The sequence below is a fragment of the Nocardia sp. NPDC052566 genome, from assembly GCF_044547285.1.
Taxonomy (GTDB): Bacteria; Actinomycetota; Actinomycetes; order Mycobacteriales; family Mycobacteriaceae; genus Nocardia.
This window is the reverse complement of the sequence record NZ_JBIUAF010000001.1, coordinates 714096-739811: the sequence shown is the minus strand read 5'-3', so window position 1 is coordinate 739811 and position 25716 is coordinate 714096. Positions and strand designations below refer to the sequence as shown.

Below are 25716 nucleotides of genomic sequence, written 5' to 3'. Positions count from 1 at the left end.
CTCACGTGCACAGCAGCCGACCGAAAACCCAACAATGTTGGTATAGAAGGGTTTTCGATCCGACGGCGGCACGCCGTCCCATGAATGTAGAAAACGCCTTTCGCACCGACCATCACTTTTTCGTCATTTTCCGAATGCGGCGACGTCATCGCCGAATAACTCGGCGGCATCGCCCTGACCGCGCCGATCGGCATGTCACGGATTTCGGTCGGCGTGGCGAACCGCTATCACGCCTGGTCGCCCATAGAATTCCGGCGAATTCCTGGCACCTGCTCCACCAATCGAGGCGAGACCCGAAGTGGTCTCGCGACCAACTGGCGTCGAGAGGGACAGACGGTGCGATGATCATCGATCCGAGTGGTCGAGGGCCGACGCGGCGGCAGCTGCTCGCGGCGGGCGCGTCCGGACTCGTTGTCCTGGCGGTGGTGCTCGGCTTCCTGATGGCGCGGTACGTCGGCTGGTTCGTGCCGACCATCGACGTCACCGCGAATATGACCTCGGTCGGCGACGGGCTGCCCGAGGACGCCGACGTGAAGTTCCGCGGTGTGCTGATCGGCGCGGTGAAGAACGTCTCGGTCACCGGCGCGGACAAGACCCAGCGGGTGCACATCGAGATGCGCCGCGACTTCGAGGGCAAGATTCCGGCCAATGTCACCGCCAGGGTGGTGCCCTCGAACCTGTTCGCGGTGAGCGCGATCGAATTCGTCTACAACGGGCCCGATACCCGATTCCTGCGCACCGGTTCGCGGATCGAACAGGACCGCAGCGACGGCACGGTGACCCTGCAGGCCACCCTCACCGCCGTGCAGGGCATTCTCGGCAAGATCGATCCGGTGCGGTTCGGCCGGGTGCTCGACACCCTGTCGACCGCGCTCGACGGCAGCGGGCGGCTGCCGGGATCCACCGTCGAGCGGGTGGATCGCTGGCTGCGTACGGTGCGCGCATCGATTCCGGACTTCGGCGGCCTGCTCGACGATTTCGCCACCTCGTTCCACGCGCTCGACGAATCCGCGCCGGAACTGATGGCGACACTGGCGGATTCGGTGCGCACGGCGCGCACCATCGCCGAACGCCGCGCCGCGCTCGCGGATCTCATCGTCGGCGGCACCGGCGTGGTGGACGAGGTCAACGACCTGTTCGCCCGCAATCCCGAGATCGGCAAGGAGGTGACGGCGGGCACCAGCGACACCTTCGGCGGGCTGGCCGCGGATCCCGGCGCCATCACCAGGGCGCTGGCGAACCTCAACGATTCGATCCGCAAACTGAATACGACCTTCCACTGGGGGCCGCAGCGCCAGCAGGTGTGGAACGTCGGGATCTCGTTCACGCCGTGGCGGCCGAACACCGTCGCGGACTGCCCGCGCTACGGCGCGCTCGCCGGGCCGAGCTGCTATACGGCGCCCGCGGTCGCCGATCCGGGCACGCTGCCGGAAAGTCTGCGGCCGCGGCACAGTGTGGCCGCGCAACTGCCTGTGCCACTGGATATTCCACCTAACCCGTTCGCCGGAACACCACTGGGATGGTTGTTCCCCGCATCGGCTCCCGTCGCATCCGCACCACGCACACTGACCGACGACGCCGCGATAGGCCCGTTGCTCGGCCGCCGCCCGACCACCGCCGAATGGCTGCTGCTGCGGCCGATGATGCGGGGCGTCCGGATCACCGAAAGCGTGGGCGCCCGATGAGCATTCGCAAGCCACTGCTCGGATTCGGCCTCTTCGCACTGGTTTCGGTGCTGGTGACCGCGGTGATCTGGAATACACTGGCGCGCCCGGTATCCGGCGCGACGAACACCTACACGGCGATCTTCAGCGATGTCCTCGGCCTGCGCGAGGGCGATGATGTGCGCATCGCGGGTGTGCGGATCGGCAAGGTCGGCCCGGTCGAGCTCGACCGCGACAACAACGCCAGGGTGACCCTGCTCGTGCAGCGCGACCAGCGGCTTTACCACAACTCGAAGGCATTGGTCCGCTATCAGAACCTGATCGGGCGGCGCTACATCGCGCTGACCCGCGCCGAGGGCGGCGACGCCGGCCCGCTACCGGCCGGCGCCGAGATCCCGCTCGCGCGCACCGAACCATCGTTCGATATCTCCACGCTGCTCAACGGATTTCAGCCGCTGTTCCAGGTGCTGACACCGCAACAGGTGAACAACCTGTCGGAAACACTCATCCAGGCGCTGCAGGGCGACGGAGTCTCGTTGAGCGCGTTCATCACCCAGGCCGCCACGCTGGCCGCGGACTTCCGCCGCCGCGACGCGCTGCTCGGCGACGTGATCGACAACCTCTCCGGGGTGATGGCGGGCCTGGCCAGGCGCGGTGCGGAGCTGGAAACCCTGGTGACGCAGACCCGGTCGCTGATCGGCGGACTCTACGAACAGGGACAATCGCTGCAGCGATCGACCGTGCAGATCGCCGCGGCGACCAGCTCGCTGGTCGACATGTTCGGCAAGGTTCAGCCGAAACTGCGCACCGCGCAGACCGCTACCCGCGACGCGCTGACCCTGCTGCTCGACAACGGCGCCAAACTCGACCAGGCCGCGATCGATCTCCCGGCAATCCTCTCCGACGCGGGGCGGTTCTCCTCGGAGGGCGCGTACACCAAGGCATATGTGTGCCGCCTCGATATCTCGCTGTACAACGTGCTCTTCCCGCGTGGGCTGATCTCCCAGATCGGCGGCAACGGCCAGTCGGCGGTGTGCAGGCCATGAAGAACAGGCAATTCTGGATCGGCATCGGCGGCGCCGCGCTTGTCGGCGTGCTGCTGTTCGTGCCGCGCTGCGCTCAAGAGCTCGGCGTCGGCGAGCAGTCCGTCGACGCCGAATTCGCGCAGGCCGCGGGCATCGAAGTCGGTGCGGCGGTGGATGTCTCAGGCATCCCGGTCGGCCGGGTGTCGGGGATGCGGCTCGATGGCGATCGGGTGGTGGTCACCCTGCGGATCGATCGCGATGTTCGCCTCGGGCCCGATGCCAAGGCATCGATCAAGATGGCGACGCTGCTCGGCACCCGCTTCGTCGACCTCGAACCCGGTGACGGCTCCGGGTTGAAGGACGGCCGAATTCCCAAGAGCAACACCGTCGTTCCGTACAACCTGGCCGATGTCATCGAGGTCGGTACGCCGACGTTCGAGGGGATCGACGCCGCACAACTCGCCGAATCGCTGAACGTGCTCGATCGGCAACTCGGGCAGTCGCCGCAGCTGTTCGCCGAGGCGCTCGACAGCGTCGGCGTACTGGCCGGGGTGATCGACCGGCGCAGAGACGAATTCGGCGAGCTGCTCCAGGATCTGGATCGGGTGACGAAGATCCTCGGCGACAACCGCAACAGCCTGCTGCTGGTGATCACCCAGGGCGAGGCCATCGCCAACCGGGTGATGGAACGCCGGAACCTGTTGCGCGAGCTGCTGGATACCATCGCGACGCTCACCAGGCAGCTGCAGGAGATCGGCGCGGAGAACGACGGCCTGCTCGGGCCGACCGTCGATCAGCTGGCGACGATGGCCGAGGGCCTGGAGAAGAACAGGGACAACCTGGACCGGCTGCTGTCGATCATGCCGCCGTCGGTGCGTTATCTGACCAACGCGGGCGGCAACGGCAACTACGCCGAAGTCGGCCTGCCATGGCTGTTCCCGGACAACTGGCTGTGTTTCGCCCAAGTGATCGAGGGGTGTCAGGGATGAATTCGCTCGCCCGTACCGCGGTGATCGCCGCGGCCGCGCTCGTCGCGGGCAGCTGCTCGCTGGTGCCGAGTTCGGTGCAGAACGCGCTGGGCGCCACCATGCGCATCACCGCCGACTTCGCCGGTGTGCCCGGCATCTTCGAGGGCAACAAGGTGACCGTGCTCGGCATGGCCGTCGGCCGGATCGACACGATCGTGGCCACACCGGAATACGCCGAGGTGCACCTGTCCATCGACCAGGGGGTGCGGATTCCGCGCGATGCCGTCGCCGCGATCGTCTCGCCGTCCATCGTCACCGACCGGCATATCGAGCTCACCCCCGCCTACACCGGCGGTGAAACCCTCACGGACGGTACGCATCTGCCGCTGGCGCGGACCCGGACACCGGTCGAGATCGACCGGTTGATCAAAACCATCGACCAGTTCGCCGTCGCACTGAAGCCGCCACCGGGCAGCGAGGGCGTCGGGGTGCTCTCCGGACGGGTGCTCTATCCGATGCTGGACGGGAACGGCGCGCGGATCCATGACACGCTCACCGCGCTGTCCGGTGCGCTGAAGGTCGGCGTCGACAACAAGGACGCGGTGTCGACGATCATCGTGAAACTGAACGAGCTCACCGCCATGCTGGCCGAAAACGACCAATCCGTGCGCGATTTCAGCGATCGGATGACCCAGCTGACCGGCCTGCTCGCCGACCAGGCCCCCGGCTTGCAGGCCACGCTCACACAGATCAACGACTTCCTGGCCAATACGAGCGCGTTCTTCAGCCAGCACCAGGACCGGCTGATCGAGACCATGACCAGGCTGACCACCGTCACGGATCAGCTGCGCCGCAACGCCTTCGGCGTCATCGAGGTCGTCGATCTGCTACCGCTGTTCATGCAGAACCTGGATCGCGCGGTGGACAGGCAGCGCGGCTATATCCGATTGCACGCCCTGCTCGGTGTCGCGCTGTCGACCGAGATCGTCAGCGTGTTCTGCGAGCGGATCCAGATGCGGGCCGACGGCTGCCGCACCGGGCGGATGACGGATTTCGGGCCGGACTTCGGACTGATCGCGGCGCTGCTCGGACTGACGAAATGAGGGCCGCCGGGACGCTCGCGACGTTGAGCGCGATCACGCTGTGCACAGCGTGCGGCTTCACCGTCGACAGTCTACCGCTGCCGAACCCGGGCACGGCCAGCGAAACCTACACGGTCCGAGCAGTTTTCGCGAACGTGCTCAATTTGCCCGACCAAGCGAAGGTCAAGCTCGGCGGTTCCGATGTCGGCATCGTCACCCACATCACCACCCGCGACTATCAGGCCGTCGTCGAGCTGACCATCGACAAGAACATCCAGCTGCCCACCGACAGCACCGCGCAGCTGCGGCAGGCGACCCCGCTCGGTGACGTGTTCATCGCGGTGACCCCGCCCGAGGTGTCCACCGGAATGCTCCGCGACGGCGATACCATCCCGATCGAGCGGACCTCGGCAGGAGCCACCGTCGAGGAACTGCTGGTGTCGATCTCGCTACTGTTCAACGGCGGCGGGCTGGCCGACCTCGGAAAGGTCACCGCCGAACTGGATTCCATCGTCGGCGGGCGGGCGGACCAACTGGCCTCGGTGATCACACAGACCACGCGGGTGTTCACCGGCCTGCACGAGAACACCGAGCGCATCGACGCGGCGCTCGCCGGGCTCGACGCGCTCACCAGCACGGTCGAGGCCCATCGCGCCGAACTCGGCGAGGTGGCCGATACGCTGCCGCAGACCCTCGGCGCGATCGCCGAGAACAACCGTGCGCTCGGTGATCTGCTGGCGAAGGTGGCCGTCACCAGCGCCGCGCTCGGCGACTACGCCGACACCTCCGCCGATCAGCTCAGCGGGCTACTCGACAACACGCGAAAGCTGATGGACGCCTTGGCCGCCACCGGTCCCACGTTCGGCGCGCTGCTCGACGCGCTGCACGAGATCCGGCCCGCGGTGGACGCCAGCTTCCGCGGCAGCAGCCTGGCCACCTACGCGACCATCACCAATCTCGATGTCGCGCTGCTGACCGCGCCCGGCACCAGTCAATTCCCCACCCTGCCCGACCTGGAGGACAACTTCGGCAGCCTGATCCAGATGCTGCAGATCATCCACGGCCGCATCACGGGCGGGCACCGGTGAACGCGCTACTGCGGCACAAGCTTTTGCTGTCCGCCGTCGGCCTGGTGCTCGTGCTGCTCACCGGCGGTACCTATCTGCTGATCGGCGTGATGCGGGTGGATCCGTTCCGCTCGACGTATACCGTCACCGTGCGGCTCGACGCCTCGGGCGGTGTGCAGCCGCGCGACGATGTGACCTTGCGCGGGTACCGCATCGGCGAGGTGGTCTCGGTCGACGTCATCGAGGCGGGCGCCGAGATCGCCGTCGAGACCAGGATCGAATCGAAGTACCGCATCCCCGCCGACACCGTTGTCGCGGTGGCTGCCCTGTCCGCCGCGGGCGAGCAATACCTCGACTTCCAGCCCGAAAAGGACAGTGCCCCTTATCTTTCTGACGGCGCGGTGGTTCGCTTCGATCCGGCGAAGACGGTCACGCCGACCCCGATCGCCACCGTGTTCATCGACGCCGGTGATCTGATCTCGCAGATCGATCCGACCAAGATGGGCGTCATCATCACCGAACTGGATACCGCGCTCAGTGGCGGGCCGGATCAGCTGCGGCACCTGGTCGACGGCCTCAGCCTGGCCGCCGCCGGCCTGGACGATCTGCTGCCGCAGACCACAAATCTCCTTGCCGCGCTGCGCACCGTTGCCGCGACAACCACTCAGGCGCAACCGGACCTCGGCACGCTCACCGGCAACCTGCATTCCCTGATCGACCAGCTCGACAACGCCAACGCGGAATTGCGCACCCTGCTCGATCGAACGCCGGGCCAACTGGTCGATCTCGGCTCGGCGCTCGACCGCTCCGCCGATCCCATCACCACCCTGATCACCAACTTCACCGCGATCGTCCGGGCGGCGCAATTACGCAATCCCGCACTGCGCGCCCTGTTCCCCGCGCTGGAGATCGGCGGGTCCGCACTGGGAGTTCCCGCGCATGGCAGCGAGTTCCACGCCATCTTCGACATCTGGCTGCGCCCGTTCTGCCAGTACGGATCGACGCCGATCAAACCCCAGGTCATCCAGGACGGCACGCTGCCGAAATGGAACTACTGCGACAATCCCCCTCCCGGGCAACAGGTTCGCGGCGCCGCCAACGCGCCACGCCCGGCGGTGCCGAACAACGGCGCGAACATGCCACCGGGCGTCGACCCGCGCGAACGCACGCTCCCTCCGGTTCGCTGACCGAGACCCGTTGGGGGTCACGCTATTTCGGTTCACCCCGGGTTCATTCAGCGGTCCGAAGCCTTTCCGTTTCGCATCTCGGTCGGCGACCATCGGACACGATAGGTCCTACGATTCCGTGACCCGGCGTCAGGTGCGGATCGCCAGCTATCGAGCAACCGCACTGTGCCAGGGGGAATTTCGTGAACGGACAAACATTGGACCGCGTACGCAACGGCGCTACGGCGACGCTGCTCAACCCAGCCGCGCGCGAGGCGCCGGCGTTCGATTCCACGGCGCCCGAGGTGACCGTGGTACTCGCCGACGAACACGCGGTCGTGCGCGAGGGCTTACGCGCGATGCTCACCGGCGCCGACGGGTTGCGCGTGATCGGCGAGGCCGCGACGGTGCACGAATTGCTGCGCCAGACCCAGCGCCAGCGGCCCGACGTCGTCGTCCTCGGTCTCCTGCTGCCGCGGCAGCAGACGAGTCAGGTGATCACCGACGTGCTGAAATCCTGTCCGGGCCTCGCGGTTCTCGTATTCAGCCTGACGGTCGACGAGGACGCGGTGCGTTCCGCGGTCGAGGCGGGCGCCCGCGGCTACGTCGGCAAATCGACCTCGGCGGAAGGGATCGTGCGCGCGGTCGCCGGCGCCGCGGCGGGCTGGGCCGTCTTCAGCCCGTGCGCGGCGGTGGCGCTCACCCGGATCACCGACCGGCCGGTCGCTGCCGCGCAGGCGTTTCCGGAACTCACCGAACGCGAACGGGAGGTACTCCAGCTGGTGGCCGCCGGACTGCCCAACGCCGCGATCGCGGGGCGGCTGCATCTGGCGTCGAAGACGGTGAGCAACTACCTGTCGAAGATCTTCCTGAAACTCGGTGTCTGCGACCGCACCAACGCGATCCTGCGCGCCCGCGAAGCGGGGCTCGGGGTCTGACGGGCTCGGGTCTAACGCAGCGGCGCATGACGCAGGCTCTCCCCCGTTCGCCAGAGCAGCCCGAGCACCTGCTGCTCCGGCGGATGACCGCAGCCGAGCAGCCGATTGCAGTGCATATGAACGAAACTGCGCGCCAGCTCCGGCAGCGAGCGGCCGAGTTCACCGCTGCCCGCCAGTGCCTGAAGCCGAGATGCGGCCGCACGCAGGCGAATCCGGCGCTCGGCGAGTACCGCCGCGATCGCCGCGCCACCCGGTTGTCCCGCCAGCCATTCCGGATCGCCGAGCAGCGCCCGGAATTCACCCTTCTGCTTGCGATACTCCTCGGCGGTGGCCTTCCGGTCGGCGACGCCGGTCCGGAACAGGTCGGCCCGTTCCGCCTCGTCCAGCCCGAGCGCGACGACCAGATCGTGCACGGTGTACATCCCCAGCCGGGGGCGGTCCAGCTCGACCACCCGGTCATCGATCAGCCGCAGCAGGTCGAGTACGGCGACGCTGTCGGCGGCGAACAGCTCCTCGGCCACCGCCGTGGCCGCCACACCGCCGTACCGCTCGACCTCCTGGTCGTAGGTGTCGAGGCAGATCCGGCGGCAGTAGCCCGCGGTCACCAGCGCGTTGCCCCAGCGCAGCACGGCGGGCGCCAGCTTGTCGGCGAGCAGGTCCGGATCGCCGTGCCAGCGGATCCGCAGATGCGGCTCGGGATCGTTGTAGCGCAGGAAGAACCAACTCTGTGCCGACCCGTCCTCGACGGCCTGCGCGCAGAACGTGCGGATCTCGTTCGCCAGCAGATCCTCCTCGAACGTCGGCACGTTGTAGAGCTTGGCGAACAGCCAATCGCTGCCCGGCGGGCGCAGGCGGTCGGCCGCCGTCGGGCGGGTGAGCCGCGCCGAGGTCGCCGACGGTGCGGCAGGAGCGTCCTCGACCGCGGAGAGCACAAGGGGCACAACGACTTCGCTGATGTAGTGCCCGTCGGGACCGGCCAGCCAGGCCTGCTCCGGCGCGGGCAGCGCCTCGCACAGCACAAGGGGGCCACGCGAATTCCCGCGCGCGGCGATGCGGATCTGCTCGACCTGGTCGGGAGCGTCCAGGTCGAGCAGCAGACGGTTGTCGGCCACGGTCAGGTACACGTAGCGCGGCGGCTGCCACAGCTCGCGCCACGCCGCGAAGGCGTCGGCGAACGACGCCGCCGAGGTCGGGGCCAGCACATCGGTGCTCACTCGCCACCTGGCCGGCGACAACACGATCCGGCCGACCTGAATCCGCGGCACGAACGCGAAACCGGTCGCGGGACCCCAGTCGAAGGTGGTCGGCATCGGCCTGCCGTAGCCTTTGATCTCGTCGAGGAAACGCAGCGCGGTCGGCGCCATCTGCGAGTTGAGCATATGCCCCGCGCAGGGCATGACCTCCTCGCCGGTGCGCGACCAGCGCACCACGAAACGGTTGTCGCGCACGCCGACAACGAGTTCCGACAGCGGGAGCACCCGGTCGGCCGGCGCGCTCGGGGTGGTGTCGAACGCCAGCTCCCACTGCCTGGCGAGCGGCCGGATCGTGACGTTCGCCAGCCGATTGGGGCGCGGCAGGTAGCTGACCTCGGCCCACACCCGCCCCGGCCTGGCCGCCGCCTCCGCGTCCGCCGAGGCACGCAGCGCGGCATCGGCCCGCGGCCCGATCACATCGGCGAACCGCCCGAGCACCCGGCCCGCGACCGAGGCCCCCATATTGGGCCCGACCACCACCTGATAGTCGCCCGCGTCGACGGCGGCGGCCGAGGTTGCCACCACGAACAGCGAAATATCGAGGGAGGTAGGCACTTTCGCCGACTCGATCGGCTGGATCTCCAGCTTGGCGATGGTCGCCGCATCGAGTTCGACGACCTGGGTGCGATCCCTGATCGCGGTCAGCGCCAGATCGGTGAGCGTCCGATCGCGCAGGTATCGGCGACTGTCGTCCGGGGCGGTGGTGACGCGTTCACCCGGCGCGCCGAGCCCGATCTCCGGATCGATCAGCTCCAGCAGCCCCACCTCGCGGTCCATGCCATAGCGCTCGAGGAAGGAGTTGCGGTAGCTGTCCAGGTGGGCGAGGCCGGTGGGCCACGAAGTCAGGCGCAGCAGCAGTTCGGCCGTGCGTTCCGCCTCGTCCGCGATAGCGCGGCTCACCCGCGTGCCAGCGAACGGTAGGCCCATATCCGTTTGGAACGGTCCCTTCTCGGTCTTCGCCGCGTGCACCGACTGCGCGGTGACCACCAACTTCGGGTGTGCGGCCGCGGCCTGGTCGTGGTCGAGTGCGTCCCATGCGTCGATCCGCTCGAGCAGGTCGTTCAGTGCCGCCGCGTCCGCCGCGGCGGCGGGGATGCTGGAAAGTCGTTGCGCCACATAACGTGCCGGTGCGGCGGCGGTGAGCGGCGGGCGCAGGTCGGTCAGCAGCAGTGTCTGCTCCCACAGCTGGTCTAGCAGGTGCGCGACGCGCTCGCTGTCGGCGCCGAGTTCCACGGTCAGCCGATCGAGCAGATCGTGATAGGGCACCGGGGTTCTCGCGCATTCCAGTGCCCGCCGCACCGCCGTCGTCGCCCGCAACGACATCGCCCGCTGCGCCGGTTCGGCATCATCGCCGATCGATGCGCGCTCGCTCAGGAATACCCGGTCGGCCTGCACGAACGCGGCCGGATTCGCGAACCAGCGCAACCCGGCACGCACCTCGTCACGCTTCTCCACGGTGGCAACGAAATCGAGCAGCCAGCCCATATCCGGCCTGGTGCGCACGATCGGCGGCGCATCGGCGATCGCGAGATCCGTCTGCGTCCCCCACTCGGCGAGACCGACGCCCGCGAACATGCCGAACGGGGTCGGCCTGCTCGACATCCGGATCAGGTACCGCTGCAGCTTGACCGCCAGTCGCGCACGGGCATCGGCGCCGGGGTGTTCCAGCGCTCGGATCAGGTCACCGCTACCCACTGTCAGTGCGCGCCGCACCCTTGGATCGGCGGGAAGCATTGTCCGCGAGGCGGTCTCGGACGGCCGGTCCGGCGCGGCGCCGAGCGCCAGATACTCCTCGACGGGCAGCAGCGGTGCGCGGACCATCAGCCAATCCAGCGCGCGGTACAGGTTCGAACCGGGCATCATCATCTCCTCAGGCCAGCAACAACATTCGATCCCACGACGGCGGGATGTCGGTGGCGGCGGCGAGCAGGGCGAGCGCGATACCGGCCGCGCCGTCGAGCAGGCTGGGATCGTCGGTCGTCGCGCCGTTCTCGCCGTTGGCGAGATAGCCGAATCGCGTTTCCGGCTGGAACATCTCGATCAGCTGGTCGGTCAGTACGGCGGCCGCCGCCGTGTACACCGGATTGCCGGTGTCGTCGGCGAAGCACAGGGTGATCTGCAGCAGTCCGGCGATGCCGTGGCAGAGGCCGGGCGAGGCATCGATGCGGCGGAACTCGGCGGGCCTGCGGTATACGGTCTTCAGCGTGCGCCCGGCGAAGTCGCGCAATCCCCTGTCACCCAGCGCGGTTCCGGCCAGCCACAGCGCCCGCGCGATGCCCGAGCTGCCGTAGCACCAGGCATTGTGGGTCGGGCCGTAGGCGGGCGGGGCGACTCCGCTCGCGTCCGGCAGCGGGATACCGGAGGACCAGCTCGGGCCCCAGTCGTCGTCGGCGCGATGGACGATCAGCCAGCGCGCCACTCGTTCGATCGCCGCCCGCTGTCCGGCCACCGAGATCCCCGCGAGCTCGGCCAGCGCGAGCAGCGCCATCGGGCCCGGAATGCCGTGTGCGAGACCGCAGTTCAATACACCAGTGGGATAGGAGCGTGCCATCGAGGTGCCGGGTGGGATGGCGGAGAACGGCGTGTGCCAGTTGGGCAACCCGTCCTGTTCGTCGCAAAGGGCGACCGCCCCGGTCAATATGGCCCGCAGCGCGGCATCGGCGTGCGGTTCGTCCTTGCGGCGCAACAGATATGCACCGACGCCCGCGATGCCGGAGATGAGATCGAATGCGGAGAACGGCAAACCGGCCGGCGTCGCCGTGACCGCATCGCCCAGTGCCTTCCCCGCGACGGCGATGGCGTCGTCCAGGCCGCCGAGCAGGCGTTGATATCGGGTGCCGTGCTCGGACAGCGCATCGGCGGCGAAGGCCACCTCGCACAACCCGCCGTAGAGACTCAACCGCCCATGCTCGGCCTGCTCGGCCTCCCGTGCGGCGGTGGCCAGGCAGCGATGTGCGCGCGCTGCCCAACCCTGGCCCGGCAACAGCTGGTCCAATTGCCCGAACAGCACGGCGCGCCCCGCGTAGTCCGGTGGCACCGGCGTCGATGCGGTGTCACACAGCCGCTCCGCGACCTCGGTCGCGACGCCGACCGCCGCCGCGGCCAGCTCAGCGGGCAGTACACTGCGCCACGGTGTCGCCGCGGCGGGGAGTTGATCGACGATCGTCGACGCACGGTCCGTATTCACTTGCTACGGTTTCCTTTCGGCGAATCAGCAGTCATGGGTCTGGTGGCAGGCCGAACCGCAAGTACCGCAATGCGATTCGTCACACCACTCAGAACCGGAAGTTCTGCCTGCCATGACCGGATCGAGAATTCGCGTCGCCACGCTGATCCGAATATCGAGATCGAAATCATCTACTGGTGCTGACATGGTTCTTCTCCTCTGGTTGATCGACTACAGGCGGTAGTCGGTTTGGCATCTCGGCGGGCAACTCGCGCAACCCGAAGCGCAGGTAGCGCAATGTGTACCGTCACAGGCTTCCTCATCCGATGATCTGGCCGCCACGACCGGATCGAACGTCCGAGCCGACTTGCCGACCCGGATATCGAGATCGAAATCATCTACTGGTGCCGACATTTCGGTCCTCTCGTGCCCTGTTCAGCAGCCGTCGTTCTCGGTTGTGCATATCGGCCACGCGGTGCAGTCGTCGGTGCGGCAGGGTGCGGGTTCGTCGGACCTGCCCCGGTTGCCCCTGAGCAATTCGTTGATGTCTTGCCGCAGCGCCTCGCCGAGGCGAACGTCCAGATCGAAATCATCTATCGGGGCTGACATCGGCTCGCTCTTTCTTTCGGGAGATGGCTCACAGGTCTCACCGTGCCGCGCGACCGCACCTGAGCGACAGGGGAATCGGCCGCGGGTCGCCCGGGATGTTTTCCCGCATTTTCCCGGGCCTTTCCCCTGCCTCGCGGGAATGCCTTGGCGCGAACCTGTAACCGTCGCCCCTTCAACCCCAGGAGGCAAAGCATGACAGCCGCACTCGACGATTTCGATCTGGATGTCCGGCTCGGTAAACCTCTCCGCGTCGATCACCTGATCGCCGCGTTCCCGCCGACCAGTGAAGGCGACGGCTGCGCGGAGTCGCACGCCTACACCTGTGGTGACGGCTGCCCGACCAAGCACACCAACAGATCCAACTGCTGCTGAGACGCAAGGAGATTCACGATGACCACCAAGGACGAATTCGATCTGGACGTGCGGGTCGGCATCGCGCGCAAGAACTGGTCGCTGATCGCGCTCGACCCGCCGACGGACACCGACTCACACGAGGCCACGTGCGGCAGCGCCTGCACGGGCTGGTGCCCCGACCGAGGGTAATTCGGCTCGCCGAGAACCGGTCTCGACCGCCTGGATGGGAAGCCCGCATGACGACAGCCGAATTCGGCGACGCACCGCTGGTCGGCGTGGACGGAATGACCACTCCGGCCTGGATGACGGTGGACCGGCAGGTCGCCGAGGCCGGGCTCTGGCGGACACTGCTCGCGCTGCCCGCGGGCGCGCGGGTAGTGATCGGCCTGGCCTGGCAGGCATCCCGGCGGTTGACCGCGCTCACCGCGTTCCTCGCCGTCGCGGGCGGGTGTGCGACGGCGTTCGGGCTGCTCGCCACCGCCGATGTGCTGTCGGTGCTGCTGGCGCAGGGGCCGACACCACAGCGCGTGGTGTCGGCGTTGCCGTCGGTGGCGCTGGTGGTCGGCGCGCTCGCGACGCGTGCGCTCATCGAAAGTGGCACCACCACAACGGGAGCCCTGCTCAAGCCCAGGGTCGAGCAGAGGGCGCGGGACAAGGCACACACCGCGATCGCACGGGTCGACCTGATCGCGTTCGAAGACAGCGACTACGCCGAACTGGTGCGCCAAGGGCTGCAACGCGGGATGGGCAGCATCGCGCGCTGCCTGGAGGCGATCACGAACGTCTCGGGCGCGGTCATCCACGGTGCCGCCGCGGTGTGCACGGCCGCGGTGCTGCACCCGGTGCTCGCGCCGCTGGTGCTGTTGGCGGTCGTGCCCGATATGTGGGCGTCGGCGCGGGCGGCGAAGCTGTCCTACCAGTCCTACGTGCGGCTGGTGACCCGTAACCTCCGCACGGCCGTCGCCAGCGACCTGCTCTCCGATCGGGAGACCGCGGCCGAACTGCGCGCGTGCACCGCGGGACCGGCGCTGCTCGACGAGTACCGGCGGATCAGCCAGCAGATCACCGAGGAGACCAGCCGGGTCGAATTCGCCAGGGCGCGAGTGCGATTGATCGGCAGGATGGTCGCGGGGATCGGCACCGGGATCGCCTACGGCGTACTCGGCCTGCTGCTCTATCTCGGGTCGCTGCCGCTCGCGCTGGCCGGTGCCGCGATCGTGGCGATGCGGATGGCCGCCGTCGCGCTGTCCAACACGATGAACGGCATCAACAGCGTCTACGAGAACATCCTCTACCTCGAGTTCTACTCCGATCTGCTGGAGCAGACCGAACGGCGCACCCGGCCGCCCTCCCCTGCGCTCGCACCCGCCGATCCGCGCGAGATCACCTTGCATTCGGTGTCGTTCACCTATCCCGGTCAGGACGAACCGTCGATTCGCGAGGTGAACCTGAGCATCGGGCGCGGCCAGATCATCGCACTGGTCGGCGAGAACGGTTCGGGCAAGACCACATTGGCCAAGTTGATCACCGGCCTGTATCAGCCCACCGAAGGCGAAACCCGTTGGGACGGTGTGGATCTGGCCACGGTCGACGAGCAGTCGATCTATCGCCGCATCGCGATGGTCATGCAGGCGCCCGCGCGCTGGCCGATGACCGCGCGGGACAACATCCGCATCGGGCGCATCGAGCGGCCCGATCCGCACGGACACGGAATCGCGGCAGCGGCAAGGGAATCCGGCGCGGATACCGTCATCGCCGATCTCCCGCACGGCGAAGACACCGTCCTGTCCCGCCGCTTCGCCAACGGACAAGACCTCTCCGGCGGCCAATGGCAGCGCATCAGCGTCGCTCGCGGGCTCTACCGGGACGCCCCCATCCTGGTCGCCGACGAACCCACCGCCGCGATGGATGCCAGAGCCGAGCACGCCGTCTTCGCCTCCCTACAGCACCTCACCCGCACCAACGGCCAGTCCGCGAACCGCACCACGATCCTGATCACCCACCGCCTGGCCAACATTCGCCACGCCGACAAGATCATCGTGCTCGACCACGGCCGCATCACCGAACAGGGCACCCACACCGACCTGATGGCCCTCGACGGCACCTACGCCCACCTCTTCACCCTTCAAGCCGCCCCCTACCACCCCGAAACCGCCCCGTCCTTCGCCCGCTAGAGGTCGGGCGTCCCTTTGCGGCGTGACGGCTTCACCGTGCCCGGTATGACGTCCTTGCCCAGGTGCTTCTTGATCAGGTACTTCAACTCCGGTCCGTCGATCAGCTGCATGCGTCCGTGCCGGAGAATGAAATCCTGGCTCGCCTTGCCGAACCAGGACGTGGTGACGAGGACACCGCGGCTCGCGTGCATATCCTCCATGACCCCCGCGAGCGCGCGCACCGCCTCGATCTCCACGACTTTGCGGTAGCGCTTCGCCTGAATGACGCACACCCCGCCCATGATCGGATCGGTATTCACCGCCACCGCGTCGACGCCGTCGTCCTTCGACGGTTGGGTCTGCCAGGAATTCATGCCCATGGCCTCGAACAGCTCCCGCACCAGCCGCTCGAACTCGTTCGGCGACATGTCAAGCAGGATCGGCCGGGCATCGAGAGTGCCTGCGACGTCGAGGGAGTCGATCAGCTTGTAGCGGGACAGGTCAGGATCGAAGATCGGTCGCACGGGTTCCATATCCCACGGGTGCGGAGAGACGAGTGCCTGCATCCGCTGCAGGCACGTGACGGCGTCGAGTTCGGCGAGCACCAGTTCGTCGAACTGCTCCCGTGTCGCGGTGACGCTGATCAGGCACAGATCCTCCGGCTGGCCGGTGGCCTTGTTCCGGCCGGCGAGCAATGCGTTCACACCCACCTGGTCCACCAACCCGCTGGGTTGGACGGCGAAGGCGTCACGCAAGGTGACCAGAACCAGCTGCGCGAGAAGATCGGCGTAGCGTTGCCGAATCTCCTTGACCGGACGCGTTATCGCGGTGATCTCGTCACGGTTGCGCACGTAGCGGTGATCCCGATTCGGCGGGATGACATCGATGCCGGGCAGCCGTCGGTCGATCAGCAGTCTGCGTGGATTCGGCTGATAGGCGACTTCCACCTCGATCGGCAGTTCGGCGGGCAGTCGGCTTCCCTCTAGAAACAGCGCGAAGCACTCCTCTACCGCCGCGGGCTCCCCCGCGGCGACTCCGCGCTCGAGCGCAGCCACCTGCGCGTTGTGTTCGGCGATCTCCCGCTGACTGGATCGTTCTTCGGCATTGTGCTGCTGTTCGGCGGCGGCGAGGGCGGCCGACCGCCGGCGTTCGTATTCCTCATGCTGCGCGCACGCCTGATCGAAGTATGTTCGCCGCGCTGCCAGTTCGCGCTTGTAGCCCGCGGTGAAGACCCGCCCCAATCCGGTCGGCGCCGGCGGCTCGTACTGCTCCCACACCGGGGCAGGCGCGGCGGCCGCAAGATTCGCGGGCGGGACGAAAGGGCGTGGTTGGAAGTCCTCGAACAGCTGCTCGACCGCGAACGTCCGCCCCTCGGCGGCATGCTCGACGAGCAGCAGCGCCAGTTCCTCGGCCCGGTCCCGATCCATCGCCGACAGATGCGCGGCGTACGCCAACTGCCGTGCGATATGACGTTCTCGCTCCTCTTTGGCCGCTTGGGCGGAGGCACGATCGGCCGCCTTCACCGCGCGCGCCTGCTCGCGTTCGGCCTGCGCCATCAGCCGCTGCTGCTGCATGACGAACCGCTGTTGCTCGCGCTCGCGCAACCGCATCTGATACTGGACCTCGGCCAGAAACCCACGCCGTGCCATCGCAACCCCCTTCGCGTCGCCCGCCCGAGCCGCGATCGGAGCCGCAGCCCGCCCCATCGATCTACCACATGGCGCCATGGTTGCGCGGTCGATCGCGGATCCGCGGGCGATTGCCGAACGACGTGCGGTACAGGTGGTTTGCTGATCGAAGACAGCGGCCGACCAGGTGACCGGCCGGCCGAAGCGCGACACCATGCCGGTGTCGCGCTTTGTCGTTATTCGGGAACCCGGATGATCCAGGGCTTCATATCGTGCGGCCGAATATGCCGCTACTCGTGAATGAATCCGGTCAAGTGGTTATCCGGAGAGCTGAAGTCCATGGCGATCCACCATCCATCGCTCGCGCTGCCGATTACGCGATAGTAGTCCCCCTTGTTGATTATTCCGTAACCACAAGCCATCCGGGGGCAACTATGTGCCCACCAGGTCAGCTCCGACGGGGCACCCGGACCGTATTCATCGCAGGACGTGCCGTACTCCGGAGCGGTCAATGCGTCGTCGGAGACGAAACCCACGATCGGGACATTCTGATCCCATGGGCTCGATGCGAGGATGAGGTTCCAGATGATTCCCTCGTTCCTCACGTAGCAGGCCACCTTGACGGGCTGGCCGGGGCCGATCTCATGGTAACCGCAATGCATGGCGGCGCACTGATGCACCCACGAGGTCGCGGCTGTTTTCGTGTCTCTGACCGCGGCAGCTGCCGGACCGGCCGGGGCGATCAGGGATGGCATATCGACTGTCGCACCCGCGTTCTGCATCGACATCGTGCCAAAGCCCAGAATAATCGCGGCGAATATGATCAGATATCTCAATCGGCGCACTTTTCGGCCTCCCCTTCTTAGCTGTCCCAATAGGGTGTTCGCGATAGTCCGACGCCACCCCCTACTCATGACATTGAACCCTCAGCCGCGTCCGCGTCAATGTTCGAAATTCCCCAGTTGTGGCGCGTTGGCTGCGTATCGTCTTGCCCTCCAGGGTGATTCATTCTGGGCGGGCTGAATGCGGTGGGGCTGGCCGAGGTCGGCTTCCGAGAACCCGGACAGTCCGGTAGCCGGGCATGGCTGAGCCATACCCGGCTATTGCATGTGGGTGCCGGGATTTTCAGGCGGTGTCGGGTTTGGGTTGTCGGAGTCGGCGTAGCCACGCCAGGTGGCGTTGGCGGTCCAGCTCGTTACGGTGGTGGATCCCGTGCCAACGTTTCAGCGAGTAGCTCACCCGGGTGATGGTGATGATTCACCCTGGGTCGTTGCTCGGGATCGATATGTGGTGGCGCGATCCACCCCGTCCGGCCCGGATACTTCGAATCCTTGCCCAGCACAATGGTTTTCCAGCCACCGGGCCCATCATGGATCAGGCCGTGGCAGTGATCACACGCCAACGTCAAATTCTCGATATCAGTAGGTCCGTCCTTGGCGTAATCACGGACATGATGCGCCGCGCTGATACTGGCCGGTGCCGTACACCCCGGACGCGAACACCCGCGCAGGGCGGCGATCAACGCCAACCGCTGCCCCGCCGACGCCAACCGTTTGCCCTGCGCGAAATGCAACGGCATCCCCCGCGAATCAATAATCGCCAGATACGGTTTCGCTTTCGCGACCATCGCGATCGCTTCGGCGATCGGCACCGTCCCACCGGTCGCAGTCGTCGCGACACCGGCCTCTGCCTCCAGATCCTCGAGGCGCATCGTCACGATCGCCGACACCGGCAACCCTCGATGCGACCCCAGACTATCCGGTGACATGCCGTGTTGCAGTAACGCGAGCACCGCGTCATGGCCGCGTTGCGCCGCGCTGCGGGTATCGCGTTTCGCCGCCGCCTTCAACACCTCCGCATCGACGGAATCACTGTTCCCGCGCGGGCTTTCCGGATCATCAGGATTGTTCATCCCGGGACGCCCGAGCTTCGCGATCACCGGCTCGAGCAATGCTCGCAACTCCGGAGTGATCTCACCATGGATCACCGACATCTTGTCCAACCGCTGACTCCCGATCCGCAACCCCCGCACCGCTTGCCGCACCGACACATCCGAACCATCAGGATTCAGATACCCCAAAATGTGTTCACCGATCCGGGCGACCTGCTCCGGACCCATCTCTCGCGCGTGACCCGCCAACACCGACTCGGCTGCCTCGTACTCCGGATGATCGGTACATCCCGGGATCCGCCTGAGTACCTTGCCGATCGTGCAGGCATGCTCCACCGAGATCGCGCCCTCGGCTTGCGCGGCAGCGGTCGCGGGCATCCTCGGCTCACCCAACCGACCATGCATATCGTGAAACGCCCCCAACTGCGTTGTCGCCGCGACCCGCCCACCCGCTTCCGCATTCGACAAATTCAGCGTCTCGATCAGAAACCGCTTCAAAGTCCCCGCACCCACACGAGCCGGAATCGATCGATCCGACACCTCCACATACAACCGATGCTCCAACGCCGACACCATCCGCCTATGCCGCTCCAGATCCCGCACCGCCGCCACAATGTCCTCATCGGTCAACGGCATCAGATCCCGCTCGAACACATCGGACATGGCGATATGCAAGGGGTCGACGACCCCCGCTTGCCCCGCCTCACCGCTCGAACACATGAGCGAATTCTATCGCACCCCCACTGGCACAGTCCAGCAAAAACCCCATCTGAACTGCACCTTTTCACACCACAGGCCACCCGCCGCCAGGCGACAGTGAACGTTCCATAGCCAACGAACGACACAGCCGCAGCACCTCACCGGCCGCCCTCCGCGATTCCGCGACAGGGCCGACAAACTCCTCCGGTGCGCCGACTGAGCGGTACGAACCGCCACCGCCCACAAACCTCGGGAGTCAGCTGCGACCGGTGGGCCGTCGGGCCGTTAGTTGTAGCCACCGGATCGGGGCGTCGAACGCTTCTGAGCCATAATGTTCGCGCAATGCGGTGGCCGCGATCGTGGTCGCGGATTCGAGGTCGAGGGTCGGATGGCGTTCGATTTCGCCGCGCAGCGGGGTGCCCTGGCAGAAGGCCACCGCGGCGGTCTGCGCTGTCGCATGGCTCGAACCATCGATGTATTGGCCGGAGGTTTCTTCGAATCCAGCAGTTGCGAGTTCACCGCGGATCTGGTCGATGTCGAAGTAGCCGTAGGGCGTTCGGCGAAAGAATTCGAGGGGCTCGTCGGGTGCTGCCGCGCACAGTGCTTCGGTGATGATCCAGGGGACGGTGTTGTTCTCGATGCGGTCCCAGACATTGAAGGCGAACATGCCGCCTGGCCGCAGCACTCGCAGCGCCTCGGCATATCCGTGCACCTTGTCGGGCAGGAACATGGCACCGAATTGGCAGGCCACCACGTCGAACGACCGGTCGGGAAACGGCAGGTTCTGAGCATCGGCCACCTGCCACCGCACCCGCTCGGACACCGATCGGCGCGCGGCCGCCACCACCATGGGTTCGTTCAGATCGGTGGCCACGATGTCGTGACCGCCGAGCCGGGCGAGCGCTCTGGTCAGTGCGCCCGTCCCAGCGGCAGTTTCGAGGATATCGGCGGCGTCGGTCGCGGCCACCGATGCCGCGAGCAGCCGGGCCGGTTCCTCGAAGATCATCGGAACCAGCAGCGCGTCATAGATCTCGGCGATCGACCCGGTGAAGGACGCGTCGCCGCCTCCGGTCCCGGTCATCGGCCCGGCCTCGGATCGCCAGTCACAGCAGCCGATGCTACCGCCCACGGCCAGGCACGAAGGCCGGACGCGCGGACGACGGCGGGCATGACCAGGCGTCGTCTAGCAGCACAACCGGTTCCAGCCTGGCGAAAGCGCAGCTCCAGGCTCGGGAACATTTGTTCAAGACACCGAGGGGCACCGGCGGCGACAGTCGGTGGATGACTTCATCTGTAATCGGTGTCCGCGGACACCGCTTCGTCGCTGCCGCCGTCGTCGGCGCGATCATCGTGCTGTTGCTGGGGAGCTCGGCGGTCACCGCACATCGAAGCGGCGCTGCGGCAAGCGAAACGACACTCACGATCGAGGGCCAGAGCATCCATGTCGGCGAGGACGGCGCCGCCGAAGCCCCCGCTATGGTGCTGATCCACGGGCTCGGCGCGTCGGCCCGCTGGTGGGATCAGTTGGTCCCGTTGCTGAGCGACTCTTTCCACGTCATCCGCCTCGACCTGCTTGGGCACGGCAGTTCGGCGAAGCCCGAGGGCGACGGCTACTCGATCCCGCAGCAGGGCAACAGGATTGCGGCGGTACTGGAACAACTCGGTGTCCAGCGGGCCATCGTGATCGGCCACTCGACCGGCGGCGCGGTCGCCACCTCCCTGGCCGAACAACGCCCCGATCTGGTTACCGCGCTTGCGCTCCTCGACACCGGCCCCACGCTCGGAGACGACATTTCCGAAACTCCCGCCAGCGGGCTGCTCACGACTCCGGTTGTCGGAGAAGCACTCTGGCTGCTGCGCACCGACGGCCTCCTCCGTCCGATAATGACCGCCGCCTTCGCCACCGACGATTTCCCGATCCCACAGCAGTTCATCGACGACCTGCGCGGCATGACGTACCACGCCCTCACCGCGACCTCGGCGGCCAGCAGGGATTACCTCAACCAGCGCACCATCCCACAGCGCCTGACCGCACTCGGCAAACCGCTGCTGGTGATCTTCGGCGAACAAGACCGCCGGTGGCGCTGCGCCACCTCCACCGCCGCATACCGCACCGTTCCCGGCGCGACGGTGGTCACCATGCCGGGCATCGGCCACTCGCCCCTGGTCGAGGATCCTGCCCGGACCGCCGCAATCCTGTTGTCCTTCACCGCCATTCACGCCTCTTGAGCATCACGCAAGGAAGCCGTTCATGCGAATTCTCGTCTCCGGCGCCAGCGTCGCCGGTCCGGTGCTGGCGTATCGGCTCACCAGGCACGGCTTTTCCGTCACCGTCGTCGAGCGCGCACCCACAGGGACCGGGTCACGGAGGGCCGGAATCGCTGAGCACAGCGAGAGGTGGCCTTGATTACCTGAATCATGTTGATTCCCAGTTCCATCCGCTCGAGTGACCCAGGAATCGGCGCGCACGATCGGGCATGGGAGGATCGCGAGGGTGATCAATCGACCCCTATCTGTTCTCGCGTCGGCAGCACTGCCCGTGCTGGCGGCAACCCTCGCCTCGGGCGCCACCGCTACCGCAGCACCGTCGCTCGCTCCGCCGATCATGGAGGAAGTCTTCTCGGTGCCCGGCACGGTGTCGGCCAAGTTCCGCAACCCGAACGACGGCGGGTTCTGCTGGGTGATCAACAGCGATACCGGTGAGATCTTCGGCGGCAACAACCCCACATCGTTCGCCATCGCCGACGGCAAGATGGTCCAGTCCTCGCTGGGCAACGGCGGGCTGCCCGCCGGGAAGATGCGCGTGGCGGGCGCCTGCGCCTTCGACCGCCCCGCCGGCGGCGACGGCAGGGACGGCAATGCCTCGTTCACCGAAGTGATCACGGTCGACGTGATCGGCAAGCCGAAGACCGGCAGCTTCGGGTAGCCACGTCGAAACTGTTGCACGGTAACGGGTCGGGTGGCACTGCCGGACCCGGCTACCTACTGCTCGAGTCCGTCGAGAAACTTTCGGATGAGCGGGTCGGTATGTTCCGGATGGGTCCAGGTCCCAGCAATCCCACGCAAGCCTGGAATGGTCGAATGGCACGCCCGGGTCGGTGGTGTGGCCGTGCCGAGCTCATCCGTCGAGCGCGGCATCAGTACAGTTCGTCGACTGAACCGATCGGGATGATGCCTTGCAGAGCAGGTGCGAGCTCGGGGTCCATGGTTATCAGCTTGTCTGCCTGTAGTTGGGTCAGGGCCACATACTCTGCTCGGTAGGTCGAGGGCCAGTCCAATTGATCGGCCACCTCCCAGGCCCGGCGACGGAGCACGGCGTCGCCGAGCAGACGGATGGGCATGTGGCCGATCCGGGCCAGACGCTCGCGCGCGATATCGGCAGGCAGGTCGCCGCGCTGGACCGCTTCATGCAGGGCCGAGAGGGTCTGGGACCGAAGCAGGGTCGGTGCGAGCAGCTGGTGCGCGGCGGCGACTGCCCGCTCCGTCTCCGCGAGATGCAGCACCGCGCTCAGGTCGACAACGAACCGAGTCATCCCACACTCCTCACCTCGATGGCACCACCGAGCCGACTCTATGCGACTCGCGCGCGGACCGGGCACGGCCAAGTCGAATACGAACTGCACCAGCGCGACCGGATCGCCCGGTAATGGTGTCGGTGGGCGATGGGATCATCGGCGGATGGTCAGCGTTGCGGACGTGCGGGCGGTGGTGGGGCCGCTGCCACGGTCATATGAGGTGGTCGTGGCGGATCGGATCAAGTTTCGGGTCGGTCGAATCGTGTACCTGGCGTTCTCCCGGGATGAATCGGTGATGGGGTTCGCGTTCCCGAAGGCGGAGCGGGCCGCGCTGGTGGCCGCGGAGCCGGAGAAGTTTCAGCTGCCCCGGCAGTCGGATCTGCGGTACAACTGGGTCGAGTGCCGGATGAGCGAGCTCGACGCGCGCGAGATGCGCGAGCTGGTGATCGATGCCTGGCGGATGGTCGTGCCGAAGTTCCTGCGCGACAGCGTGTGAAAGCCGTTGTCGCGGGCGGCAACCCCGATGGTTCGCTCAGCGAACCACACGCGGCGATCGGCTCGTGCGATCGCCACCGGTGCGGCATGATCACCACAAGTTAGAAACTGGAGATCACCGCATGACCGCAGTAGCCGATGTCGGCGCCACCCCTGGGTATTCCCGCGTCATCGCACCACCGGGCTGGAGCCGCTGGCTGGTACCGCCCGCCGCGCTATCGATCCACCTGGCCATCGGGCAGGCCTACGCGTGGAGCGTATTCAAGCCGCCGCTGGAAAAGGCGATGCACATCTCGGGCACCGGCAGCGCGCTGCCGTTCCAGCTGGCGATCGTCATGCTCGGCCTGTCCGCGGCGTTCGGCGGCACCTTCGTCGAGCGGCGCGGCCCCCGGTGGGCGATGACCGTCTCGCTCACGTGCTTCTGCTCGGGCCTGTTGATCTCGGCCCTCGGCGCCGCTACGAATGCCTACTGGCTCATCGTCCTCGGCTACGGATTCGTCGGCGGCATCGGGCTCGGCATCGGCTACATCTCACCGGTGTCCACCCTGATCCGCTGGTTCCCCGACCGGCCCGGCATGGCAACAGGTTTCGCGATCATGGGCTTCGGCGGCGGCGCGCTCATCGCCTCACCGTGGACCACCGAACTGCTCTCGCGCTTCGGCAAGGACCACACGGGAATCTCGCAGACATTCCTGGTGATGGGCCTGACCTACGCGGTGTTCATGTCGGTCGGCATACTGCTGGTGCGGGTACCGCCGCCGGGGTGGCGCCCTGCGGGCTGGACACCGCAGGCGAACGGTTCGAAGCTGGTGAGCGACCACGATGTCGCCGCCAACGACGCGATCCGCACACCGCAGTTCTGGCTGCTGTGGATCGTGTTGTGCTTCAACGTCACCGCGGGCATCGGCATCCTGGAGAAGGCCGCGCCGATGGTGATCGACTACTTCAAGCAGACCTCGACGCCGGTATCGGTCACCGCGGCGGCGGGTTTCGTCGCGGTGCTGTCCGCGGCCAATATGGCGGGGCGGATCGGCTGGTCATCGCTGTCGGACCTGATCGGCCGCAAGAACGTCTACCGGATCTACCTCGGCGTCGGCGCGCTCGCCTACGCGCTGGTGTGGTCGGTCGGGCAGACCAGCAAGCTGCTGTTCATCATCGGCGCCATGGTGATCCTGTCGTTCTACGGCGGCGGATTCGCCACGATCCCCGCGTATTTGAAGGATCTGTTCGGCACCTTCCAGGTCGGCGCGATCCACGGCCGACTGCTCACGGCCTGGTCGGTCGCGGGCGTCGCGGGCCCGCTCATCGTCAACGCGATCGCGGATTCCGGTGCGCGCCACGGTAAGTCGGGCCCCGAGCTCTACGGCGCCTCCTTCGCCATCATGATCACCCTGCTCTGCGTCGCCTTCGTGGCCAACGAGCTGATCCGCCCGGTAGCGGCGAAACACCATCGGAAAGGCACAGCGTGACCGACCAAGCAGGCGCCGCGCCGTCGCGCCGCATCCCGCTCCTGATCTTCGCGTGGCTCTGGGTCGCGACGCCGTTCGCCTATGGTGTCTACCGCCTGATCGTCAACCTGCTCAAGCTCTTTCAGTGAGCTAGCCGACCCGCGGGCAGGAACTTCCGGTGTTGAGGCCCGCGCCGACGACCTCGACGGAGATGTACTTCGACGACGTGTACTGGCCGGGCACGGACTGAATGGCGACCAGGTTCTGCGCGCCGACGCGATTCGGCGTCCAAGTGGCGGTGACCGTGTTGTTCTCCGGATGGTGCACCGCCTCACCGGGAATCCGTTCACCGTTGCCCGGGATGACGCCGCCGCTGAGGTAGAAGAACACCGTGCCGGGCGGTACCACCGGATCGGTGACCGTGGCGGTGACGGTGTAGTTGCAGCCGGTCAACAACCCGTCGGGTCCGACGGCGACGCTGACGCCGGTGACCTCGGCATACGCCGACGGCGCGCCAAGTGCGGCGGTGGCGGCCACTGCCGCCCCGCAGGCGAGGGTGCGAAAGAAGATTCTGCTCATCGTGCTACCTCCTGGA

The 25716-nt window shown here is 67.0% G+C and carries 24 protein-coding genes and 1 pseudogene; 16 read left to right on the top strand and 9 right to left on the bottom strand.

Translation table 11 applies throughout. The annotated features are described in order from the left end of the window. The first annotated feature begins 341 nt into the window (after positions 1–341). The 7 genes from ACIG5A_RS03115 to ACIG5A_RS03085 all read left to right on the top strand — a co-directional run bounded on the left by ACIG5A_RS03115 (position 342) and on the right by ACIG5A_RS03085 (position 7910). Complete coding sequence (locus ACIG5A_RS03115; protein WP_397237102.1) at positions 342–1685, top strand: MCE family protein; 1344 nt, start codon at positions 342–344, stop codon at positions 1683–1685. Further along, entirely contained in the window at positions 1682–2710 is a 1029-nt protein-coding gene (locus ACIG5A_RS03110; protein ID WP_397237100.1) for an MCE family protein, read from the top strand. The genes ACIG5A_RS03115 and ACIG5A_RS03110 overlap by 4 nt, the downstream gene beginning before the upstream one ends. Beyond that, positions 2707–3678, top strand: a complete 972-nt coding sequence (locus ACIG5A_RS03105; protein ID WP_397237098.1) for an MCE family protein — start codon at positions 2707–2709, stop codon at positions 3676–3678. The genes ACIG5A_RS03110 and ACIG5A_RS03105 overlap by 4 nt, the downstream gene beginning before the upstream one ends. Next, on the top strand, positions 3675–4760 hold the full coding sequence (locus ACIG5A_RS03100) for an MCE family protein (protein ID WP_397237096.1): 1086 nt from the start codon (positions 3675–3677) through the stop codon (positions 4758–4760). Before ACIG5A_RS03105 ends, ACIG5A_RS03100 begins: the two co-directional genes overlap by 4 nt. After that, positions 4757–5827, top strand: a complete 1071-nt coding sequence (locus tag ACIG5A_RS03095) for an MCE family protein (RefSeq protein ID WP_397237094.1) — start codon at positions 4757–4759, stop codon at positions 5825–5827. The genes ACIG5A_RS03100 and ACIG5A_RS03095 overlap by 4 nt, the downstream gene beginning before the upstream one ends. Next, complete coding sequence (locus ACIG5A_RS03090) at positions 5824–6993, top strand: MlaD family protein (protein ID WP_397237092.1); 1170 nt, start codon at positions 5824–5826, stop codon at positions 6991–6993. The genes ACIG5A_RS03095 and ACIG5A_RS03090 overlap by 4 nt, the downstream gene beginning before the upstream one ends. Before the next feature lie 182 nt (positions 6994–7175). After that, positions 7176–7910: a response regulator transcription factor gene (locus tag ACIG5A_RS03085; RefSeq protein ID WP_397237090.1), complete on the top strand. Its 735-nt coding sequence runs from the start codon at positions 7176–7178 to the stop codon at positions 7908–7910. Between the two features lie 11 nt (positions 7911–7921). Here ACIG5A_RS03085 and ACIG5A_RS03080 read toward each other — a convergent pair whose 3' ends face one another. The 3 genes from ACIG5A_RS03080 to ACIG5A_RS03070 all read right to left on the bottom strand — a co-directional run bounded on the left by ACIG5A_RS03080 (position 7922) and on the right by ACIG5A_RS03070 (position 12938). Next, the gene (locus ACIG5A_RS03080) at positions 7922–11023 is read right to left on the bottom strand and encodes a lantibiotic dehydratase (RefSeq protein WP_397237088.1); all 3102 of its coding nucleotides are present in this window, start codon (positions 11021–11023) and stop codon (positions 7922–7924) included. A 10-nt stretch (positions 11024–11033) separates the two neighbouring features. After that, positions 11034–12350 carry a lanthionine synthetase C family protein gene (locus ACIG5A_RS03075; protein WP_397237086.1) on the bottom strand — a complete coding sequence of 439 codons (1317 nt, stop codon included), beginning with the start codon at positions 12348–12350 and terminating at the stop codon, positions 11034–11036. A 414-nt stretch (positions 12351–12764) separates the two neighbouring features. Continuing rightward, positions 12765–12938, bottom strand: a complete 174-nt coding sequence (locus ACIG5A_RS03070) for a hypothetical protein (protein ID WP_397237084.1) — start codon at positions 12936–12938, stop codon at positions 12765–12767. 192 nt (positions 12939–13130) lie between these two features. On the opposite strand from ACIG5A_RS03070, the gene ACIG5A_RS03065 reads away from it, so the two are divergent. Genes ACIG5A_RS03065 through ACIG5A_RS03055 form a run of 3 tightly spaced genes read left to right on the top strand, consistent with a single transcriptional unit; the run spans position 13131 to position 15466 of the window. Next, on the top strand, positions 13131–13310 hold the full coding sequence (locus ACIG5A_RS03065) for a hypothetical protein (RefSeq protein WP_397237082.1): 180 nt from the start codon (positions 13131–13133) through the stop codon (positions 13308–13310). Positions 13311–13328: 18 nt separating this feature from the next. Beyond that, on the top strand, positions 13329–13481 hold the full coding sequence (locus ACIG5A_RS03060) for a hypothetical protein (RefSeq protein WP_397237080.1): 153 nt from the start codon (positions 13329–13331) through the stop codon (positions 13479–13481). 47 nt (positions 13482–13528) lie between these two features. Beyond that, positions 13529–15466: an ABC transporter ATP-binding protein gene (locus ACIG5A_RS03055; protein ID WP_397237078.1), complete on the top strand. Its 1938-nt coding sequence runs from the start codon at positions 13529–13531 to the stop codon at positions 15464–15466. On the opposite strand, the gene ACIG5A_RS03050 is transcribed toward ACIG5A_RS03055, so the two are convergent. From ACIG5A_RS03050 to ACIG5A_RS03035, 4 genes are all read right to left on the bottom strand, one after another. Next, entirely contained in the window at positions 15463–17094 is a 1632-nt protein-coding gene (locus tag ACIG5A_RS03050; protein ID WP_397237076.1) for a restriction endonuclease, read from the bottom strand. The genes ACIG5A_RS03055 and ACIG5A_RS03050 overlap by 4 nt on opposite strands. A 269-nt stretch (positions 17095–17363) precedes the next feature. Next, positions 17364–17909: a hypothetical protein gene (locus tag ACIG5A_RS03045; protein WP_397237074.1), complete on the bottom strand. Its 546-nt coding sequence runs from the start codon at positions 17907–17909 to the stop codon at positions 17364–17366. A 359-nt stretch (positions 17910–18268) separates the two neighbouring features. Continuing rightward, positions 18269–19540, bottom strand: coding sequence for a DUF222 domain-containing protein (locus tag ACIG5A_RS03040; protein WP_397238789.1), 1272 nt, complete (start codon positions 19538–19540; stop codon positions 18269–18271). 379 nt (positions 19541–19919) lie between these two features. Then, positions 19920–20744 carry a class I SAM-dependent methyltransferase gene (locus ACIG5A_RS03035; RefSeq protein WP_397237072.1) on the bottom strand — a complete coding sequence of 275 codons (825 nt, stop codon included), beginning with the start codon at positions 20742–20744 and terminating at the stop codon, positions 19920–19922. Between the two features lie 200 nt (positions 20745–20944). Here ACIG5A_RS03035 and ACIG5A_RS03030 point away from each other — a divergent pair, with 200 nt between their 5' ends. The 3 genes and pseudogenes from ACIG5A_RS03030 to ACIG5A_RS03020 all read left to right on the top strand — a co-directional run bounded on the left by ACIG5A_RS03030 (position 20945) and on the right by ACIG5A_RS03020 (position 22589). Beyond that, a complete protein-coding gene (locus tag ACIG5A_RS03030; RefSeq protein ID WP_397237070.1) occupies positions 20945–21892 on the top strand; it encodes an alpha/beta fold hydrolase in 948 nt (315 codons plus the stop codon). A 22-nt stretch (positions 21893–21914) separates the two neighbouring features. Continuing rightward, positions 21915–22016, top strand: a pseudogene (locus ACIG5A_RS03025) (NAD(P)-binding protein); the annotation flags it as partial. A 141-nt stretch (positions 22017–22157) separates the two neighbouring features. Continuing rightward, on the top strand, positions 22158–22589 hold the full coding sequence (locus ACIG5A_RS03020) for a hypothetical protein (RefSeq protein WP_397237068.1): 432 nt from the start codon (positions 22158–22160) through the stop codon (positions 22587–22589). Positions 22590–22800: 211 nt separating this feature from the next. Here the strand turns inward: ACIG5A_RS03020 and ACIG5A_RS03015 are convergent, their stop codons facing one another. Continuing rightward, positions 22801–23196 carry a type II toxin-antitoxin system VapC family toxin gene (locus ACIG5A_RS03015; RefSeq protein ID WP_397237066.1) on the bottom strand — a complete coding sequence of 132 codons (396 nt, stop codon included), beginning with the start codon at positions 23194–23196 and terminating at the stop codon, positions 22801–22803. Between the two features lie 145 nt (positions 23197–23341). Here ACIG5A_RS03015 and ACIG5A_RS03010 point away from each other — a divergent pair, with 145 nt between their 5' ends. From ACIG5A_RS03010 to ACIG5A_RS03000, 3 genes are all read left to right on the top strand, one after another. After that, positions 23342–23674 (top strand): MmcQ/YjbR family DNA-binding protein, encoded by a 333-nt coding sequence (locus ACIG5A_RS03010; protein WP_397237064.1) that lies wholly within the window; start codon positions 23342–23344, stop codon positions 23672–23674. A 121-nt stretch (positions 23675–23795) separates the two neighbouring features. Then, a complete protein-coding gene (locus tag ACIG5A_RS03005; RefSeq protein ID WP_397237062.1) occupies positions 23796–25142 on the top strand; it encodes an OFA family MFS transporter in 1347 nt (448 codons plus the stop codon). Then, positions 25139–25270, top strand: a complete 132-nt coding sequence (locus tag ACIG5A_RS03000) for a hypothetical protein (RefSeq protein WP_397237060.1) — start codon at positions 25139–25141, stop codon at positions 25268–25270. Before ACIG5A_RS03005 ends, ACIG5A_RS03000 begins: the two co-directional genes overlap by 4 nt. 1 nt (position 25271) lies before the next feature. Here ACIG5A_RS03000 and ACIG5A_RS02995 read toward each other — a convergent pair whose 3' ends face one another. Then, on the bottom strand, positions 25272–25700 hold the full coding sequence (locus tag ACIG5A_RS02995) for a hypothetical protein (protein ID WP_397237058.1): 429 nt from the start codon (positions 25698–25700) through the stop codon (positions 25272–25274). Between the last annotated feature and the right edge of the window lie 16 nt (positions 25701–25716).

What these genes read in the sequence shown, in the direction of transcription:
- ACIG5A_RS03080 (WP_397237088.1), bottom strand. Translation starts at nt 11,023, where the DNA reads ATGCCCGGTTCGAACCTGTACCGCGCGCTGGATTGGCTGATGGTCCGC.
- ACIG5A_RS03065 (WP_397237082.1), top strand. Translation starts at nt 13,131, where the DNA reads ATGACAGCCGCACTCGACGATTTCGATCTGGATGTCCGGCTCGGTAAA.
- ACIG5A_RS03040 (WP_397238789.1), bottom strand. Translation starts at nt 19,540, where the DNA reads ATGGTGTCGGCGTTGGAGCATCGGTTGTATGTGGAGGTGTCGGATCGA.
- ACIG5A_RS03105 (WP_397237098.1), top strand. Translation starts at nt 2,707, where the DNA reads ATGAAGAACAGGCAATTCTGGATCGGCATCGGCGGCGCCGCGCTTGTC.
- ACIG5A_RS03070 (WP_397237084.1), bottom strand. Translation starts at nt 12,938, where the DNA reads ATGTCAGCCCCGATAGATGATTTCGATCTGGACGTTCGCCTCGGCGAG.
- ACIG5A_RS03055 (WP_397237078.1), top strand. Translation starts at nt 13,529, where the DNA reads ATGACGACAGCCGAATTCGGCGACGCACCGCTGGTCGGCGTGGACGGA.
- ACIG5A_RS03010 (WP_397237064.1), top strand. Translation starts at nt 23,342, where the DNA reads ATGGTCAGCGTTGCGGACGTGCGGGCGGTGGTGGGGCCGCTGCCACGG.
- ACIG5A_RS03030 (WP_397237070.1), top strand. Translation starts at nt 20,945, where the DNA reads ATGACTTCATCTGTAATCGGTGTCCGCGGACACCGCTTCGTCGCTGCC.
- ACIG5A_RS03050 (WP_397237076.1), bottom strand. Translation starts at nt 17,094, where the DNA reads ATGGCACGGCGTGGGTTTCTGGCCGAGGTCCAGTATCAGATGCGGTTG.
- ACIG5A_RS03110 (WP_397237100.1), top strand. Translation starts at nt 1,682, where the DNA reads ATGAGCATTCGCAAGCCACTGCTCGGATTCGGCCTCTTCGCACTGGTT.
- ACIG5A_RS03035 (WP_397237072.1), bottom strand. Translation starts at nt 20,744, where the DNA reads ATGACCGGGACCGGAGGCGGCGACGCGTCCTTCACCGGGTCGATCGCC.
- ACIG5A_RS03115 (WP_397237102.1), top strand. Translation starts at nt 342, where the DNA reads ATGATCATCGATCCGAGTGGTCGAGGGCCGACGCGGCGGCAGCTGCTC.
- ACIG5A_RS02995 (WP_397237058.1), bottom strand. Translation starts at nt 25,700, where the DNA reads ATGAGCAGAATCTTCTTTCGCACCCTCGCCTGCGGGGCGGCAGTGGCC.
- ACIG5A_RS03060 (WP_397237080.1), top strand. Translation starts at nt 13,329, where the DNA reads ATGACCACCAAGGACGAATTCGATCTGGACGTGCGGGTCGGCATCGCG.
- ACIG5A_RS03005 (WP_397237062.1), top strand. Translation starts at nt 23,796, where the DNA reads ATGACCGCAGTAGCCGATGTCGGCGCCACCCCTGGGTATTCCCGCGTC.
- ACIG5A_RS03095 (WP_397237094.1), top strand. Translation starts at nt 4,757, where the DNA reads ATGAGGGCCGCCGGGACGCTCGCGACGTTGAGCGCGATCACGCTGTGC.
- ACIG5A_RS03100 (WP_397237096.1), top strand. Translation starts at nt 3,675, where the DNA reads ATGAATTCGCTCGCCCGTACCGCGGTGATCGCCGCGGCCGCGCTCGTC.
- ACIG5A_RS03015 (WP_397237066.1), bottom strand. Translation starts at nt 23,196, where the DNA reads ATGACTCGGTTCGTTGTCGACCTGAGCGCGGTGCTGCATCTCGCGGAG.